At 51.6% G+C, this 16,871-nt stretch carries 17 protein-coding genes; 5 read left to right on the top strand and 12 right to left on the bottom strand.

The annotated features are described in order from the left end of the window. Nucleotides 1–3: 3 nt before the first annotated feature. Genes fdxH through fdhE form a run of 3 tightly spaced genes read left to right on the top strand, consistent with a single transcriptional unit; the run spans nt 4 to nt 2,464 of the window. Nucleotides 4–906 carry a formate dehydrogenase subunit beta gene (fdxH, locus tag C7387_RS21680; RefSeq protein WP_006817986.1) on the top strand — a complete coding sequence of 301 codons (903 nt, stop codon included), beginning with the start codon at nt 4–6 and terminating at the stop codon, nt 904–906. Then, the gene (fdoI, locus tag C7387_RS21675) at nt 903–1,538 is read left to right on the top strand and encodes a formate dehydrogenase cytochrome b556 subunit (protein ID WP_006817987.1); all 636 of its coding nucleotides are present in this window, start codon (nt 903–905) and stop codon (nt 1,536–1,538) included. Before fdxH ends, fdoI begins: the two co-directional genes overlap by 4 nt. After that, a complete protein-coding gene (gene fdhE / locus C7387_RS21670; RefSeq protein ID WP_006817988.1) occupies nt 1,535–2,464 on the top strand; it encodes a formate dehydrogenase accessory protein FdhE in 930 nt (309 codons plus the stop codon). Before fdoI ends, fdhE begins: the two co-directional genes overlap by 4 nt. A gap of 43 nt (nt 2,465–2,507) precedes the next feature. Here fdhE and C7387_RS21665 read toward each other — a convergent pair whose 3' ends face one another. From C7387_RS21665 to C7387_RS21630, 8 genes are all read right to left on the bottom strand, one after another. Beyond that, the gene (locus tag C7387_RS21665) at nt 2,508–2,879 is read right to left on the bottom strand and encodes a type II toxin-antitoxin system VapC family toxin (RefSeq protein WP_081874630.1); all 372 of its coding nucleotides are present in this window, start codon (nt 2,877–2,879) and stop codon (nt 2,508–2,510) included. Nucleotides 2,880–2,881: 2 nt separating this feature from the next. After that, entirely contained in the window at nt 2,882–3,124 is a 243-nt protein-coding gene (locus C7387_RS21660; protein ID WP_120817479.1) for a ribbon-helix-helix protein, CopG family, read from the bottom strand. 129 nt (nt 3,125–3,253) lie between these two features. Beyond that, a complete protein-coding gene (gene fabY, locus C7387_RS21655) occupies nt 3,254–4,195 on the bottom strand; it encodes a fatty acid biosynthesis protein FabY (protein WP_040903128.1) in 942 nt (313 codons plus the stop codon). A gap of 41 nt (nt 4,196–4,236) precedes the next feature. Next, nucleotides 4,237–4,674 carry a D-aminoacyl-tRNA deacylase gene (dtd, locus tag C7387_RS21650; protein ID WP_006817993.1) on the bottom strand — a complete coding sequence of 146 codons (438 nt, stop codon included), beginning with the start codon at nt 4,672–4,674 and terminating at the stop codon, nt 4,237–4,239. Beyond that, nucleotides 4,671–5,531 (bottom strand): virulence factor BrkB family protein, encoded by an 861-nt coding sequence (locus C7387_RS21645; protein ID WP_006817994.1) that lies wholly within the window; start codon nt 5,529–5,531, stop codon nt 4,671–4,673. Before C7387_RS21645 ends, dtd begins: the two co-directional genes overlap by 4 nt. Further along, nucleotides 5,528–6,124 carry a glucose-1-phosphatase gene (yihX, locus tag C7387_RS21640; protein ID WP_006817995.1) on the bottom strand — a complete coding sequence of 199 codons (597 nt, stop codon included), beginning with the start codon at nt 6,122–6,124 and terminating at the stop codon, nt 5,528–5,530. The genes C7387_RS21645 and yihX overlap by 4 nt, the downstream gene beginning before the upstream one ends. Nucleotides 6,125–6,219: 95 nt before the next feature. Beyond that, nucleotides 6,220–6,684: a hypothetical protein gene (locus C7387_RS21635; protein ID WP_038253430.1), complete on the bottom strand. Its 465-nt coding sequence runs from the start codon at nt 6,682–6,684 to the stop codon at nt 6,220–6,222. After that, a complete protein-coding gene (locus tag C7387_RS21630; RefSeq protein ID WP_120817478.1) occupies nt 6,681–7,454 on the bottom strand; it encodes a winged helix-turn-helix domain-containing protein in 774 nt (257 codons plus the stop codon). Before C7387_RS21630 ends, C7387_RS21635 begins: the two co-directional genes overlap by 4 nt. Nucleotides 7,455–8,034: 580 nt before the next feature. Between C7387_RS21630 and C7387_RS21625 the strand changes: the two genes are divergently transcribed. After that, nucleotides 8,035–8,652: a transcriptional regulator gene (locus tag C7387_RS21625; protein WP_038253432.1), complete on the top strand. Its 618-nt coding sequence runs from the start codon at nt 8,035–8,037 to the stop codon at nt 8,650–8,652. Nucleotides 8,653–8,727: 75 nt separating this feature from the next. Next, nucleotides 8,728–11,526 (top strand): intestinal colonization autotransporter adhesin MisL, encoded by a 2,799-nt coding sequence (gene misL / locus C7387_RS21620; RefSeq protein WP_120817477.1) that lies wholly within the window; start codon nt 8,728–8,730, stop codon nt 11,524–11,526. 54 nt (nt 11,527–11,580) lie between these two features. Here the strand turns inward: misL and C7387_RS21615 are convergent, their stop codons facing one another. From C7387_RS21615 to typA, 4 genes are all read right to left on the bottom strand, one after another. Beyond that, nucleotides 11,581–12,846: an MFS transporter gene (locus tag C7387_RS21615; RefSeq protein ID WP_120817476.1), complete on the bottom strand. Its 1,266-nt coding sequence runs from the start codon at nt 12,844–12,846 to the stop codon at nt 11,581–11,583. Nucleotides 12,847–12,946: 100 nt separating this feature from the next. Further along, entirely contained in the window at nt 12,947–13,927 is a 981-nt protein-coding gene (locus C7387_RS21610) for a sugar phosphate isomerase/epimerase family protein (RefSeq protein WP_038253438.1), read from the bottom strand. A gap of 7 nt (nt 13,928–13,934) precedes the next feature. Continuing rightward, on the bottom strand, nt 13,935–14,645 hold the full coding sequence (locus C7387_RS21605; RefSeq protein WP_120817475.1) for a GntR family transcriptional regulator: 711 nt from the start codon (nt 14,643–14,645) through the stop codon (nt 13,935–13,937). Between the two features lie 187 nt (nt 14,646–14,832). Further along, entirely contained in the window at nt 14,833–16,656 is a 1,824-nt protein-coding gene (gene typA, locus C7387_RS21600) for a ribosome-dependent GTPase TypA (RefSeq protein WP_006818004.1), read from the bottom strand. Nucleotides 16,657–16,871 lie beyond the last annotated feature (215 nt).

Genomic DNA, 16,871 nt, shown 5'->3' with positions numbered 1-16,871 from the left:
CTTATGGCTTATCAATCGCAAGACATTATTCGTCGTTCCGCGACTAACGGTTTCACTCCCGCGCCACAGGCGCGGGATCACCAGCAGGAAGTGGCGAAACTCATCGACGTGACCACCTGTATCGGCTGTAAAGCCTGCCAGGTGGCCTGTTCTGAGTGGAACGATATCCGCGACAGCGTGGGCAACAACGTGGGGGTTTACGATAACCCTGCCGATTTGACCGCCAAATCGTGGACGGTAATGCGTTTCTCGGAAGTGGAACAAAACGACAAGCTGGAGTGGCTTATCCGTAAGGATGGCTGCATGCACTGTGCCGATCCGGGCTGCCTGAAGGCGTGTCCGTCGGAAGGGGCTATCATTCAGTATGCCAACGGCATCGTCGACTTCCAGTCTGAGCAGTGCATCGGCTGCGGCTACTGCATCGCCGGCTGTCCGTTTGACGTACCGCGCCTGAACCCGGAAGACAACCGCGTCTACAAATGTACGCTGTGCGTTGACCGTGTAACGGTGGGCCAGGAACCGGCATGCGTGAAAACCTGTCCGACCGGCGCTATCCACTTTGGCTCCAAAGAGGATATGAAAATTCTGGCGGGCGAGCGCGTGAGCGAGCTGAAAACCCGTGGTTACGAAAACGCAGGTCTGTACGATCCGGCAGGAGTTGGTGGTACGCACGTGATGTATGTGCTTCACCACGCCGACAAGCCGAATCTGTACCACGGCCTGCCGGAGAACCCGGAAATCAGCCAGACCGTGAAATTCTGGAAAGGTGTCTGGAAACCGCTGGCCGCGATCGGCTTTGCGGCAACCTTCGCCGCGAGCATCTTCCACTACGTCGGTGTCGGTCCGAACCGTGCGGATGAGGAAGAAGACAACCTGCATGAGAAAGATGACGAGGTGCGCAAATGAAAAAACGTGACACCATCGTGCGCTACACGGCGCCAGAGCGTATCAACCACTGGGTCACCGCCTTCTGCTTCATTCTGGCGGCGGTGAGCGGACTGGGCTTTTTCTTCCCGTCCTTCAACTGGCTGATGCATATTCTGGGTACGCCGCAGCTCGCGCGTATTCTGCACCCGTTCGTCGGGGTGGTGATGTTCGCCTCGTTCATCATCATGTTTTTCCGTTACTGGCACCACAACCTAATCAATCGGGATGATATCTTTTGGGCGAAGAATATTCGTAAGATTGTCGTCAACGAGGAAGTGGGTGACACCGGGCGCTATAACTTCGGCCAGAAATGCGTTTTCTGGGCGGCGATTATTTTCCTGGTGCTGTTGCTGGTGAGCGGTGTGATTATCTGGCGTCCATACTTTGCGCCTGCTTTCTCCATTCCGGTGATCCGGTTCGCGTTGATGCTGCATTCATTTGCCGCAGTAGCGCTCATTGTGGTTATTATGGTGCATATTTACGCCGCGCTGTGGGTAAAAGGCACGATTACCGCGATGGTGGAAGGCTGGGTCACCAGTTCGTGGGCGAAGAAACATCACCCGCGCTGGTACCGCGAAGTTCGTAAGACAACGGAAAAATCGACTGAATGAGTATTCGCATAATCCCGCAAGATGAGCTGGGTTCGAGCGAGAAACGCACGGCGGAAGCAATTCCGCCGCTGCTGTTCCCCAGACTGAAAAACCTCTACAACCGCCGGGCTGAACGCCTGCGCGAGCTGGCAGAGCACAATCCATTGGGCGATTATCTGCGCTTTGCCGCGCTTATCGCCCATGCCCAGGAAGTGGTGCTGTACGATCATCCACTCAAGATGGATCTGACCGCACGCATCAAAGAAGCCGCCGCCCAGGGCAAACCGCCGCTGGATATCCACGTGCTGCCGCGCGATAAGCACTGGCACACGCTGTTGCAATCGATGATTGCTGAGCTGAAACCGGAGATGAGCGGTCCGGCGCTGGCGGTGATTGAAAACCTGGAGAAGGCTTCTGAGCAGGAGCTGGAGCAGATGGCGAGCGCGCTGTTTGCCTCAGATTTTGCTTCTGTGAGCAGCGACAAAGCCCCGTTTATCTGGGCAGCCCTGTCGCTGTACTGGGCGCAAATGGCAAGCCTTATCCCAGGCAAAGCCCGCGCCGAATACGGCGAAGCGCGCCAGTACTGCCCGGTATGCGGCTCTATGCCCGTATCAAGCGTTGTGCAGATTGGTACCACTCAGGGGCTGCGCTACCTGCACTGCAACCTGTGTGAAACGGAATGGCACGTGGTGCGCGTGAAGTGCAGCAACTGCGAACAGAGCCGGGACCTGCATTACTGGTCGCTGGACAACGAGCAGGCGGCTATCAAAGCAGAAAGCTGTGGCGACTGCGGCACTTACCTGAAGATCCTGTATCAGGAAAAAGACCCGAATGTAGAAGCCGTCGCGGACGACCTCGCCTCACTGGTGCTGGACGCTAAAATGGAGCAGGAAGGGTTCGCCCGTAGCTCTATCAACCCGTTCCTGTTCCCGGGTGAAGGAGAGTAACTTCAACGGTTGTAATTACCGGGCAACGCTTCGCTTGCCCGGTTTACAACTGATAGGGCGAAATAACCCCAGCGATGCCCGCAAAATCTTTAGTATTACGTGAGATAAGTTGGCAATTTTTACTTTGTGCGGTGGCCAGGATAATGGCATCCGGAAGCTTCATCCCGTGTTTTACACGAAGCAAAACGCTACGTTCTGCAATCTCGCGTGAAACATCGATAATCTCAAAAGCGCTCATTACTGCCGCCGTTTTTGCTTCCTGACCGTGCTTGCGAGCGCCAACGAGCACTTCCATCCAGGTGATGAGACTTATTGCCCGATGTGTCGCAGTACTCTCTATGGCGTCCGCTGCCTCCATACGATTGTTGAAAAGATCGATGAGAATATTGGTATCAAATACTGCCATATGCTCCATGATCACCATTCATCACGAAGTTTACGCTCGTATTCAAGCCCATCCTCTTCCTGATCCCCCCATAAACCTAGCGCTTCCCGGATCACCGAAGCGCCTTGTTTATCGAGATATTGCTCAATGGCCTCACGCAATAACTCAGCGCGCGGCTGATTTCGCAGCTGTTTAAGGTTATCCAACCGTTGGATTACATCGTCCGACAAATCTATCAGAATCCTGCCCATATCAAGGTCCACCACCAGACTCATATATCACTCCAGTATATCACCACTGATTAATTTTCAGGCAAATTACGCCTTCTTAATGAGCGGATAAAGCGGAATTTGAAGGCAGCTTTCGCTTTTGCGATCGACAATCCAGAAACCCAAAAGGCCGTACTACTCCTCTTCGTTACCGCCTTCTTCATAAGCCCCAAAAGGCTTCGCGGGGAGTACGATGTAGGTGCCTTCAAACACGGCGCCGGAGGTTTCATCGCCAAACAGCTCGACCTGAAGCTGCACGCGGGCTTTGCGTCCACGCGCCAGGCGATCGAGATCGCCGCTCAGCGAGCCGAGATCGGCGATAGCGGTCGGGCGGCCGCTGATGGGTTTACTGTAGCGGATATGCGCGTCGGCAAGAATGATGGTGCCGCCGAGATGGCGTTCACGCAGCATCAGCCAGATAAGCCCCCAACCGGTCAGCGTAGCCAGCGAAAACAGGCTACCGGCAAACAACGTTTGGTGCGGGTTCTGATTACCGACTTCCGGCATGGTGGTGATAAATTTCTGTCCGGTGTACTGCTGAATGCGCACACCCATTTTTTCACTGAGCGGAATATGCTGGTACCACGCCTGCTGCAGCTGGGCACACCAGTCACCGCGATGCAAAATATCATCAAGCGTCGCGACCGGTTTTATCATTAAAAAGTGGCGCACCGGCGTAGTTTGTGGGGTGGTAATTTCTCCCTGATTCACAAACCCCAGTTTGGCAAAGAATTCGACCGTGTCTTCCCTCGCGCTGCAGGTGACACGTTTAACCCCCTCCTGACGAGCAACGGACTCCAGGGTCATCGCCATCAGCGTACCAAGACCTTTGTCCTGTACGGAGGGGTGGACTGCCATAAAACGAATTGAGGCTTCATTATCAGCGTTAATGTACAGGCGACCGATGGCGACCAGTTTGCCCTCTTCATCGACCACCATCTGATGATGCGCCAGCGCATCCCAACCGTCGCGCTCTGAACCTTTCGGCTGATGCAGCGGTTTGCGCAGCATTTCCCAGCGAAACTGGTAATAGTTCTCTAACTCTTCTTTTGTTTGCGGTACACGAAGGTGATACATAGCTGTACTCTCTTTGGTTACCGACCAGCCCGGAAGTTGGCTCATATCTGCAGCCAGAACGTAACAGGGCCATCGTTGACCAGCGAAACCTGCATATCCGCAGCGAATCGTCCGGTGTGGGTATTCATTTCCTGCTGACGGCAGCGCTCGACAAAATAGTCATACAGCGCTTCTGCTTTTTCTGGCGCCGCGCCCTTTGAGAACCCCGGGCGCATTCCGCGATCGGTGTCTGCCGCCAGGGTGAACTGCGAAACCACCAGCACGCTTCCCCCCGCCTGCTGGACGTTCAGATTCATTTTGCCGTCGGCATCGCTAAAAATTCGATAGCCCAGTACCCGCTCACACAGGCGATTGGCTTTTTGCTCGTCGTCATCTCTTTCGACACCTAATAACACCAAAAGTCCTGGACCGATTTCGCCCGTCACCTCATCCTCCACGGTGACGCTGGCACGGGTTACGCGTTGAATTAATGCAATCATGGTTGTTCTTCAGACTCTGTTTTAAGTTTTCGGTATTCCCCGAGAGTGACAGTAATTTCTGCCCCAAGCAAGACGATACACCAGGTCCAGTAAACCCAGACAAACAAAATGGGAACTACCGCAAGGACACCATAAATCAGCTGATACGATGGGAACATGGTGATGTAGAGCGCAAAACCTTTCTTGCCGAGCTCAAACAGCACTGCACCAACAAATGCCCCGACCACGGCATCGCGGTTGGGGACTCGCGTGGTGGGTACAATGCTATAAAGCAGCCAGAACGACATCCACGAGAGCAGCAACGGAAAGAGGCGTAACCCGTTATCAATCACCCCGTTAAGCTCGCTAGCCCAGCGCAGCGACAGCAAATAAGAGCTGATGGCAAGGCTGGCACCGGCCAGCAGTGGCCCAAGCGTGAGGATCATCCAGTAAACGGCAAACGAATACACCCTTGGGCGAATGCGGGTGCTACGCCAGATGGTATTGAGCGCGCTATCGATGGAGTACATCAAAAGCAGCGAGGTGACGACCAACCCGCAGGCGCCAACGGCGGTCATTTTGCTGGAGTTGGCGACAAACTGCTCGATATAGCGCTGAATAACATCGCCGGTAGCTGGAATAAAATTTGCGAAGATAAAGTGCCGCAGCTGCACGCTAACGTCAGAGAACATCGGAAATGCCGCGAACAATGCAAACACCACGGCTACCAGCGGCACCAGGGACAGCAGCGACACGTAGGCCAGATTCCCGGCCAGCGTCGTCATATGATCGTCATCAATGCGTCGCCAGAGCAGCTTAAGCCATGCGACCAGCGGCCCTAAACGATGACTGACATGATGACGAACGGTTTTTATCATAGCTGCTTCGCAAAATAGTGGGGAATGGTCTCCTTACCGGTGACCAGGATACTGGTGATCCCCAACTGGTTAGCGCCTTCTATATTATCGGCGTTATCGTCGAAAAAGACCGTATCGCTGGCAGAAAAGCCTTCTGTCTCGAGCACTTTCTGATAGATACGCGCCTCGGGCTTACGCATACCCATCTCCTGTGAGAGATAAATATGATCGGCAGCCCCCCGCACTTCCGGGTATTCATCCGGCCAGAAGGTCGTATGAAGCCGGTTGGTGTTTGACAGCACCACGACCCGGTGTCCCTGCGAACGTAGCTTATGCATGATGTCGATAACTTCAGGGCGCAGCCCCACAAAAATGGCCTGCCAGCCATGAGAGAACTGCTCGTAGCTTAGCGAGAGATCCATCTCATGGCATAGCGCTTCGGCGAAGGCTTCATCGCTAATTTCACCGCGCTCATGCTGGTGAAAAGCGTCGCCCATAATGAATTTCTGCTTAAGCGTAGCCAGAGGAACACGGCTGAAGTCGCTCCATGCTCCCATGACACGGTTGAAATCGATGTCGACAATCACATTACCTAAATCAAAGATATAGAGCATTTTTGTCTCCTTTCGCGCCGTGGAAAACTAACTTTAGCGGGAAAGCAGGACTTTGACTATGCATCCGCACAGGGCTTTTTCATCCGATTTCAGCGTTATCTTTTGCGGCAGTAGAGTGAAGGGACGTTTGAGGTCGCAAAAATCCATGCTCCCCGATATTCATCCATCACCACGCTGAGTCCTCTGCCCGTCTGGCGATAGAAACCAGGCAAGGTGTCGTCGATATCCTCTTCATCTGCCGAATCAGCGAAGGTTTTGACCACCTGCATCGTACGCAGCACGCGGGCATCCCGCTGTTGGGTATAGCTGAAGTAGATGTTTCTGCTGACATCGGTGGTATTTCGTCCGTAGAGTTTTCCGGTGAGGGTCGCCAGCCCCTCCTGGTTATACATACGAAAAGAGAGCGTACCTGCGAATCGATTACTGCCAATATTCCATTCGACATTCCCGATGCAGTTCACCGGCGTATCGGCATAGCGTGAATACCATAACCAGATACCGGAACCGATAGCGATGATAAGCCCAACGGAGAGCAGAATAATGTTGCGATTTTTTTTCATTTTCTGCGCGTCCAGTAATAATGCGTAGTACAAAATGCAGAAGCATCAGCCCGCGCATCTTTATCACAGACAAATGCCACTACCCGCTCCGCTTTGCTGTAACCAGAGAGATACACTCGTTGATTATTACCACAGAGTTCCGGATGCGCTTGCATCAGTTGAAAATAGCTGTCCAGGTCATGTTCATTCGGTGAGTAATAGATTTTGCAGTGAGTACTCGACGGTGTCTGCATTGAAACCGGTAGAAACTGGCTAAATGGCATAACAGGTCGTGTCTGATACCACACCAGCCAAATAACAACCGTGACTATACTTAACCCCGTCAGGCACACCGTAAGCCACAGTGGAACCCGGCTCTGTCGTTGCAGCAAAGGAGGTATTATTGCCGTTAATTCGCGCTCTTCGATAACGGGTGATTCATGAACATCCCCATGGGAAGGTGTCACCACATCCACGCGGGTGTTTTCAATTAAAGTGAGTCCACGCCGGGAAATCGTTTTTACCGTATCGCGGGCTAGCCCCACATCTTCCAGTGCATTACGTAATGTTAAAATCGCCTGGTAAAAAGTATTAGGCGTCGTCACATCATTTCTCTCACCCCAACCCACTTTCATCAACGCGTTCTGGGAAACAACTTCATTCGGATGCGTTATTAAATAGAGTAAACAAAGAGAGGCAGGAAGCTGCAGTTGAATAGACCGCCCGGTCAACCGATTGACCAGACTCTTGCTATCCGGATTAAATTCGACCAACTGATTGATAAGGTACAATTGCCCGGCCCTCTGTTACAAAAACGTTTCGCGGGATGCACAGTGCGCACCCTTTAATTTTACATGCAAATCGATAAGACGCCCCTTCTTTGTACATGATCATAGATAAGAATCTCAAGGCTTGAGATCAAAACACTTTCATTACAATGAGATATCAGACAAATATCTTAGGTGAGAATTTTCTAAAACTTAATAATAAGAATTCATTACAGTTTCACCAGAGTTACGTTTATATTTTATCGCAACACCAGAGATGTGCCAGAAGAAGCTGAGAGATGTTATTAAGAAGCATTATTTATTACGTCAATCGTTTAGCAAATAGTGCTATTTTAAGATTTTTCCTAATACAGGTAAATGTGTATAAAAATCCTGGTCAGTTGGTTATTAATCTGAATTAAGTTATCGCAGCGCCAGGTTACATCACGGCTTCTGAAGGTTATATTTAATCACTCACCAGGAATTTATTACACGAGTGATTATTCGCCCTTATTAATAACTATCGCCTACTGGATGGGCTGGATTGACACACTTATTTACCAATGAAATATTGAAAGAGAAAAATCGGCAGGAGTCGTTTTGGATGATGAGAAAGACACCACAGATTGTCCGTTGTATTAGCTGTGAATTATCCTGTCAATTATTCCCTGACAGCGCAGTGCGGGTACAATATTGCAATAATGCGGCATTTGCCATCTGGCCGGAGGGTAATGCATATCTGAAAAAAGGCGTTGTCGAAAAACTACTACTTGATAATCAAAATCATTTATCGAGAGGGTTTATATTCGTTGATTTTTCATTCCCAAATCTACGGATTTTTTCCGATCCGCAATGGGTCGACAGGCTGGCAAACAGTGGTATGCATATTGTCCTGATTTCAGACCGAAGCCTGACCCCTTTGGCAAATTACTGGCTTTCCAAAAGCAATAAGATTCAGGGGATTATCTATTCCGATGATGATGATTTTGTGCAACAACAGAAGATCCGCCGTTTGTTTACAGGGCGACTTGCAAACACCAAACGTGGACGCTCACTTAACTATACAGAGTTTATATTACTAAAACGTTTCATGTCAGGAATAAGTATTCAACAAATTATAAAAACTGACAACATTGATATTAAGAAAATTTATGTACACAAGCTTCGGCTTGAAAATAAGTTAGGCCATAGTATTCATAAGATTATCTCGAATATTTTATAGCGAACTTTTCCTTTTTATTATTTCCACATCATTGCGATGTGGTGGACGCTCTACGCCTGAATGCAGGAGGCAATAATGCCAAACCCCAAACATTACTCACCAATCGCCATAGCGGTTTCTGCCGCATTAGCCTCTATGGTATTTTCCACCCATGCGGCCTGGGTTGACGTTGATAGCCTTCCTCTGAGCGGGCTGGTCAGCGAGCTACCGCCCGAACTACAGGCCATTATCCCGGCACAGGCGAATGCGAACTTCGCAAAAACCAGCGCCATGCCAAATTACGTTTATCAGTGGAATGCGGGGACTATCCCGGTTTATGGCAATGGGTTAACGCTCAATGGCCCGGGCATGGAAGCATTCGAGCACACCATTACCGTTATTCAGAACAGCTCAACGGGCAGCCCCGGCGTTATTTTTGGCGACGACCTGACCATTAGGACACAGTCAAAGAATGCTGCCAACAATGGTAAAGATGTCGACGGTATTCGTACTCACGGTGCTAACACTCCGGATAACCCGGTGTTTATTATTACCGGTGACCGCACCAGCATCTACGTTGATGGTCAGGATGGTGACGGTATCAACGCCGGGTACAACTCGCTGAGCCAGGGCTGGACAGGGTCTGCAAGCATTTATGTTGGCGACGACCTGTACATCAAAACCACGGGCAGCCAGGGGCGCGGTATTACTGCCAACGCCATGAGAGATGCTTCACTCGCCAAAAATACAATTATCGTCGGCAATCGTGCGCATATTGTGACCACCGGCGACAGTTCGGAAGGGTTACGTACCGGACAAAGCGGTTCGTTGATCCGTCTGGGCGATGACGCCACCATTGAGACCTCCGGTACATCTTCAACCGGGATTTATGCCGCATCATCTTCCAGAACCGAGCTTGGCAACAACGCGACCATTACGGTAAACGGTGCCAGCGCACACGCGGTATATGCCACCGGTGCCACCGTTAATCTGGGTGATAACGCCACCATTAATGTGAACAGTGCCAGTAAGGCGGCGTCCTACAGCAAAGCCCCGCGCGGCTTATATGCGCTCTCTCGCGGCGCCATTAATCTGGCTGGCGGCGCAGCGATCACCATGGCGGGCGATAACAGTAGCGAAAGCTATGCCATCAGCACAGAAACGGGCGGTATTGTTGACGGATCTGCCGGCGGCCGCTTCCTCATCAACGGTGACATTCACGCTGCCGGTGCCACCGCGGCTACCAGCACGCTGCCGCAGCAGAATAGTACGATTAAGCTCAATATGACGGACAACTCCCTGTGGAGCGGGGCATCGTACATCACCAGCGCCACAGCGGGCACAGGCGTTATCTCTGTGCAAATGAGCGATGCCACCTGGAATATGACCAGCAGCTCAACGCTCACCGACCTGACGCTAAACAGTGGCGCGACCGTAAACTTCAGCCATGTGGATGGTGAACCATGGCAGACGCTGACCATCAATGAAGATTACATCGGCAATGGCGGTAAACTGGTCTTTAATACCGTGCTGAACGACGATGACTCAGAAACCGACATGCTGAAGGTCCTCGGCAACACCTCGGGTAACTCGTTTGTCGCGGTGAATAATATTGGCGGTACCGGGGCGCAAACCGTTGAAGGGATTGAAATTATCAACGTAGCCGGCAATTCTGATGGCACCTTTGCAAAAGCAAGCCGTATTGTCGCCGGAGCCTATGACTATAACGTGGTTCAGAAAGGTAAAAACTGGTATCTGACCAGCTACATTGAGCCGGAAGAACCGGTCGATCCGGTGGACCCTGATCCCGTCGATCCTGACCCGGTAGACCCCGATCCTGTCGACCCGGTCATTCCTGACCCTGTGATTCCGGATCCCGTGATCCCAGATCCAGAAGAACCTGTCGCACCACCGGCAGCAGAGCATCAGTTCCGCCCGGAAGCTGGCAGCTATCTTGCCAACAACTATGCGGCAAACACGCTGTTCATGACTCGTCTGCATGACCGTTTGGGTGAAACGCAGTACACCGACATGCTGACTGGCGAGAAAAAGGTCACCAGCCTGTGGATGCGTAACGTCGGTGCGCATACCCGCTTCAAGGACGGCAGCGGACAGCTGAAAACCCAAAGCAACAGCTACGTGTTGCAGCTGGGTGGCGATCTGGCGCAGTGGAGTAGTGACGGCCTGGACCGCTGGCATATTGGTGCAATGGCAGGTTATGCCAATAGCCAGAACCGCACACAGTCATCCGTAACCGGTTACCATTCCCGCGGTCAGGTCACAGGTTATAGTGTCGGTCTTTACGGTACCTGGTATGCCAACGATATCGACCAGTCAGGAGCCTATGTGGATACCTGGGCGCTGTACAACTGGTTTGATAACAAGGTAATGGGTCAGGATCAGGCGACTGAAAAATACAAATCCAAAGGGATCACGGCCTCGGTCGAAGCCGGTTACAGCTTCAAGCTGGGCGAGAGCGAACGTAATAGCTACTGGCTGCAACCTAAAGCACAGGTGGTGTGGATGGACGTGCAGGCCGACGACCACCGCGAAGCAAACGGTACCCGCGTGAAGGATGATAGTGACGGTAATCTGATGACCCGCCTGGGCGTTAAAGCCTACATCAATGGCCATAACGCCATCGATGACGGCAAATCCCGTGAGTTCCAGCCGTTCGTGGAAGCAAACTGGATCCACAACACACAAACTGCTCGTGTGAAGATGGACGATGTCAGCAACGACATGCGTGGTACGAAGAACATCGGCGAGCTGAAGGTGGGTGTTGAAGGGCAAATCACCCCGCGTCTGAACGTATGGAGCAACGTCGCGCAGCAGGTCGGCGACAAAGGCTACAGCGATACTCGCGGTATGCTGGGTGTGAAATACAGTTTCTAATTGAAGCAACAACAAAGCCGCTGATATTCAGCGGCTTTTTTTCTTTTTCCGCACTCAGGCTTCTGCGGCCCGGAGTGCTTTCTTCGTCTGGCTGATGCGCTTCACGAGCAGCACCGAAACGACGGAACCGCAGAATGCAAAGCAGGCCATAATGCCAAAGACAATTTTGTAGCCAACCAGCCCAGGGTTCAGATCCAGAATATAGCCGTACAGGCTAAAACAGAACATCGCCGGGGCGTAACCGATAAAGCTCCCCAGCGCCATTGCCGCACCGGTGTGGTTCTCCGCGATTCTGGCTTCACCAATTGGCGCAAAGAAGACCGCGCGCTGGGTAAACACGATAGCACCAAAGCCTAAGGTACAGGCCATGCCGAGGTATACCGGCATACTTTCATGCGGCAACATGATGAGTACCAGCAGCGCGACAAAGCTAATCATGAAGGTGTAGCTCAGATAACGGCTGGGCGATTTCAGGATTTTGTCGGAAATCATTCCACCGATTGGCCCACCAATCATCTTCAGGCAGTACTGGTTGATGATGCCGTAAGCCCCGACCAGCGCCACCGGCAGAAGGTAGATGTTCTTCAGGAACGGAATGAAGAACGTCAGCCCGCAGTAGACCGCATACACAAAGAAGACGTTGAAAGCGATAAGCCAGATGGTCTTATCTTTCAGTACCGAAGTCATGCTGGTATTTTTCGGTGCGTCCTGTGACTCATTCACCGCCTTCGCCGGAGCTTCCTCTTTATCATTAAGCACAAAGAAGATGATTATCCCCACCAGAATAACGATGGCCGAATAGAACCAGATCCCCGCTTTGAAGCCCAGCAGGCCGCTTCCGAACCAGGTAAAGACCGCCAGCGCGGTAAATGCCACAATGGTGTCAACAATCCCGCGACCGGTTTCGAAGAAGCCAAACAGGCGCCCCTGCTGCTCACTGTTACCCAGACGGCTGACGGATTTAAGCAATACCGGCCAGTTCAGCATATCGCAGGTGACACCAAACAGCGCCCAGACGAACAGGATGCCCCAGTAGCCCGGCATCGTTGACAGATAAATACCCAGCAAACCTGTCGCAATTAAGGAGACAGACATCGTGTATTTACGTGGCAGTTTGTCAGCAAAGTAAATCGACAGGAAAAAGCCAATCGTGGTGACAAACGAGTTCACCGACATCGCATTACCTATCTGCCCGTTGCTCAGATGAAAATACTCCTGCATCGGTATATAGAATGCGTCTTTCAGAGAGGGCAGTTTATATATAGTACCGCCACAAAGCGTTAATAAACTAAAAAGCGCCCATTTCTTTTTTGTGAGCATAGAATCCCCTAATGGCATAAATGCCACTGTCTTAAATTAGGTAATAGAACCCCGTCCATTCTTAATGAATGGATTTATTAAAATATGAGAATGTTTATTATTAGTGATTTAAAATGTGCGTTGCCTCTGCTTTTATTTGCTGAAGAACCTCTCTGACGAAGCGAATTTGTTGAATGGCATCCTGTTTTTCTTTCACTAAGCGCTCTTCCAGGTGAGTCGCTTCTGGTAACGGGGTTTCACTCATCTGCCGCCACGGGATCCACGGGTTATCGCCTTCATTTTCAAAGCGGAACGCCGGGGCGAAGTAATCCACCTCTTCTTCAAGCCCGTAGGCCATGACCTGCGGCTGTGCTTCTCCGAGGCAGATAAGTTCAGTCAGCAGCGCCTTAAACGGCATATCACCCTCTCCGGAGATACAGGCCTTATGCCCCAGGCCGCCGTCTTCTGGCACAATCAGCGCATCTTTGATGTGTACCTGGGTCACGCAGGGCGACATCGTCGCAAGCGCCTGCAGCGGGTGTTCATTGGCGTTAATCATATTCGCAAAGTCGAACAACAGCGAAAGCTCCGGCATCCCGCTTTGCTCAATCAGCGCCACCAGCTCATGGCTCTTCAGGTCTTCGTGCTGCTCGAGGGTAAACGTCAGCCCACTGTGCTGATATTGTGCTTTGATATAGCCAATATCCTGGGCGATTTTTGCCATGACTTCCTGCACATGCCCTTCATAGCGCGGATAGAACCGAACCGATGTCGCGCCGGTTTTCAGCGCGATGCGCACTGCGGTATCGATAGTGTCTTTGTCGGAAGCGCTGGTTTCAATATGCACATCCAGCGCGAGACGACGGGCCTTATCACCAAACGCCGCCAGCTCAGTATCCTGCATATTTTCCAGCGAATAGCGCTCACCATCCAGAACATGGACTTTTACCCCACGCAGATGGTTCTCATGAGCGATATCCAGTAAATCACCGGGTAATATACGTTCCAGACGCATATTCAGATGATAAGCATAGGCGTGAAGATACAGCGGGATATTATCTACACGAGAAAGTATTTTCCCTGCATTTTCTTTGGTGACCATAACATACCTACAAGTTTATAAAGAGATCGACTGCCTCAAAGCGCCAATATTCAATGTCTATTTGTACAATATTGCCATGGCTATCTGCCCGATGCTTTTCAATCAGGATCGCTGGCATACCGGATGAGCCGCCAATAAATTTACTCACGTCTCCAGACATTCTTACGGGTTTAAAGGCAAGTTTTTTTATAATCACGTCTTTGTTATATGATTTTTCCCAGACGCTGGTGAATGACTGACTTTCAAGCTGCTCAATAAAACCGGGAGCCACCTGCGGGTTAATATAGGTTTCATGATAAAACACCTTATGCCCTTCCAGCGCTCCCCAACCGGTAATGCAGTACAGCTCTTCAGAAGCTGCCGCGCTGAGCAATGGGGCTGCAGCCTGTGGGAACTGCGATACACAGCTTTTATCGATAAACCCCCAGGACGGTTCGCGTCCCTGCTCCAGCGCCGCACGCTGGAAGCTCGCGGAAAGCTCCGGGCTATAGTTGAAACGGGGCTGGGTCACAAACCACCCTTTGCGGTCTTTGCGGAAGATCCTGGACTCCGCCTCAAGGTTTAAGAGGGCCTGGCGCAGGGTCATACGCTTAATCCCCAGCAGCTCTCCCAGCTCTCGCTCTGAAGGGAGCTTTCCCCCGACCGGGGTGATGCCTTGCTTCAACCAGTGATCCAGTTTTTCTTTTGCGTTCTCGACGGTCGACGGATTCTTTTCCATTGTTTAATCCATTTGGTTTAAACCAGATGAATCAATCTTACTCTGTCGACAAAATGGAATGCAATGTGAACCTCAGGCTTTGGAAAGATATGTGACGGGGTTCTCTTCGTGGATAAGGGAGCCGTACTCAGGGCAAAAAAAACCCCGCCTCAGGAGGCAGGGTTTGTATCGGCTAAGAAGCGCTGAATTAGTCTTCTTTCGCACCGCGCATTGCGCGTTTACGGTCGTTCTCGGTCAGATGACGCTTACGGATACGGATAGAGGTTGGGGTAACTTCTACCAGTTCGTCGTCATCGATAAACTCCAGAGCCTGCTCCAGGGTCATCTTGATAGGCGGAACCAGAACGGTCGCTTCGTCAGTACCGGAAGCACGCATGTTGGTCAGTTTCTTACCGGTCAGGCAGTTTACAGTCAGGTCGTTAGAACGACTGTGAATACCGATGATCTGGCCTTCGTAAACTTCAGCACCGTGACCCAGGAACAGCTTACCGCGATCCTGCAGACCGAACAGCGCGAACGCAACCGCTTTACCCTGACCGTTGGAGATCAGTACGCCGTTGTTACGCTGACCAACATCACCCGGACGAACGTCGTCGTAGTGGCTGAAGGTAGAGTACAGCAGGCCGGTACCGGAGGTCATGGTCATGAACTCAGAACGGAAGCCGATCAGACCACGGCTTGGGATCACGTAGTCGAGACGTACGCGGCCTTTTCCGTCCGGATTCATGTTTTTCAGGTCGCCTTTACGCTCACCCAGAGCCTGCATGACAGAACCCTGGTGCTGCTCTTCGACGTCCAGCGTTACGTTCTCGAACGGCTCTTGCTTACGGCCGTCGATTTCGCGGAAGATAACTTTCGGACGGGAAACCGCCATCTCGAAACCTTCACGACGCATGTTTTCAATCAGAACGGACAGGTGCAGTTCACCACGGCCGGAAACGCGGAAGGCGTCAGCGTCGGCGGTTTCTTCTACACGCAGTGCAACGTTGTGCACCAGCTCTTTGTTCAGGCGGTCAAGGATCTGACGAGAGGTAACGTATTTACCTTCTTTACCACAGAACGGAGAGGTGTTGACGTTGAAGAACATGGAAACGGTCGGCTCATCAACAGACAGGGCTGGCAGCGCTTCAACCGCCTGCGTGTCGCAGATGGTGTCAGAGATGTTCAGCTCACCCAGACCGGTGATAGCAATGATGTCGCCTGCTTCTGCTACATCACTTTCGATACGCTCAAGACCCAAGTGAGTCAGTACTTTACCCACTTTACCGTTACGGGTTTTGCCTTCGCTATCAACGATAGTGATCTGCTGGTTCGGCTTCACTTTACCGCGCTTGATACGACCGATGCCGATTACACCAACGTAGTTGTTGTAATCGAGCTGAGAGATCTGCATCTGGAACGGACCATCCAGGTCAACGTCCGGCGCTGGTACACGGTCAACAATCGCCTGGTACAGCGGGGTCATGTCGTCCGCCATATCTTCGTGGTCCAGACCAGCGATACCGTTCAGCGCAGAAGCGTAAACGATAGGGAAGTCCAGCTGCTCGTCGGTCGCGTCGAGGTTAACGAACAGGTCGAATACCTGATCAACAACCCAGTCAGGACGCGCGCCAGGGCGGTCAACTTTGTTGATAACAACGATTGGCTTCAGACCGTGGGCAAATGCCTTTTTGGTCACGAAGCGCGTCTGCGGCATTGGGCCATCCATTGCATCAACGACCAGCAGCACAGAGTCAACCATGGACATAACACGTTCAACTTCACCACCGAAGTCGGCGTGCCCTGGGGTATCAACGATGTTGATACGGTAGTCATTCCATTTGATAGCGGTGTTTTTCGCGAGGATGGTAATCCCACGCTCTTTCTCCAAATCGTTGGAGTCCATCACACGCTCTTGGGTCTCGGCACGCGCGTCGAACGTACCGGATTGCTGCAGCAGCTTATCAACCAGGGTCGTTTTACCATGGTCAACGTGGGCGATGATGGCGATGTTACGCAAATTTTCGATCACAACTTTGCCTCAGGCATTAGAAATAGCGCGTTATTGTACACGGATTAATCGCACTACAAAACAGGATCACAAACATCCTCCGCAAACAAGTATTGCAGAGTTGCTTTGTGATCGCTTTCACGGACAAGGAAAAGGGCCAAATTTACAAAATTGCACCAATATGGTGCCTAATGTTCACATTGAAGCACTATACTGGTGCAATGAATCCAAACTGG

The sequence above is a fragment of the Yokenella regensburgei genome, assembly GCF_003634235.1.
Classification (GTDB): Bacteria; Pseudomonadota; Gammaproteobacteria; order Enterobacterales; family Enterobacteriaceae; genus Yokenella; species Yokenella regensburgei.
This window is presented reverse-complemented; position numbering and strand designations above follow the sequence as displayed.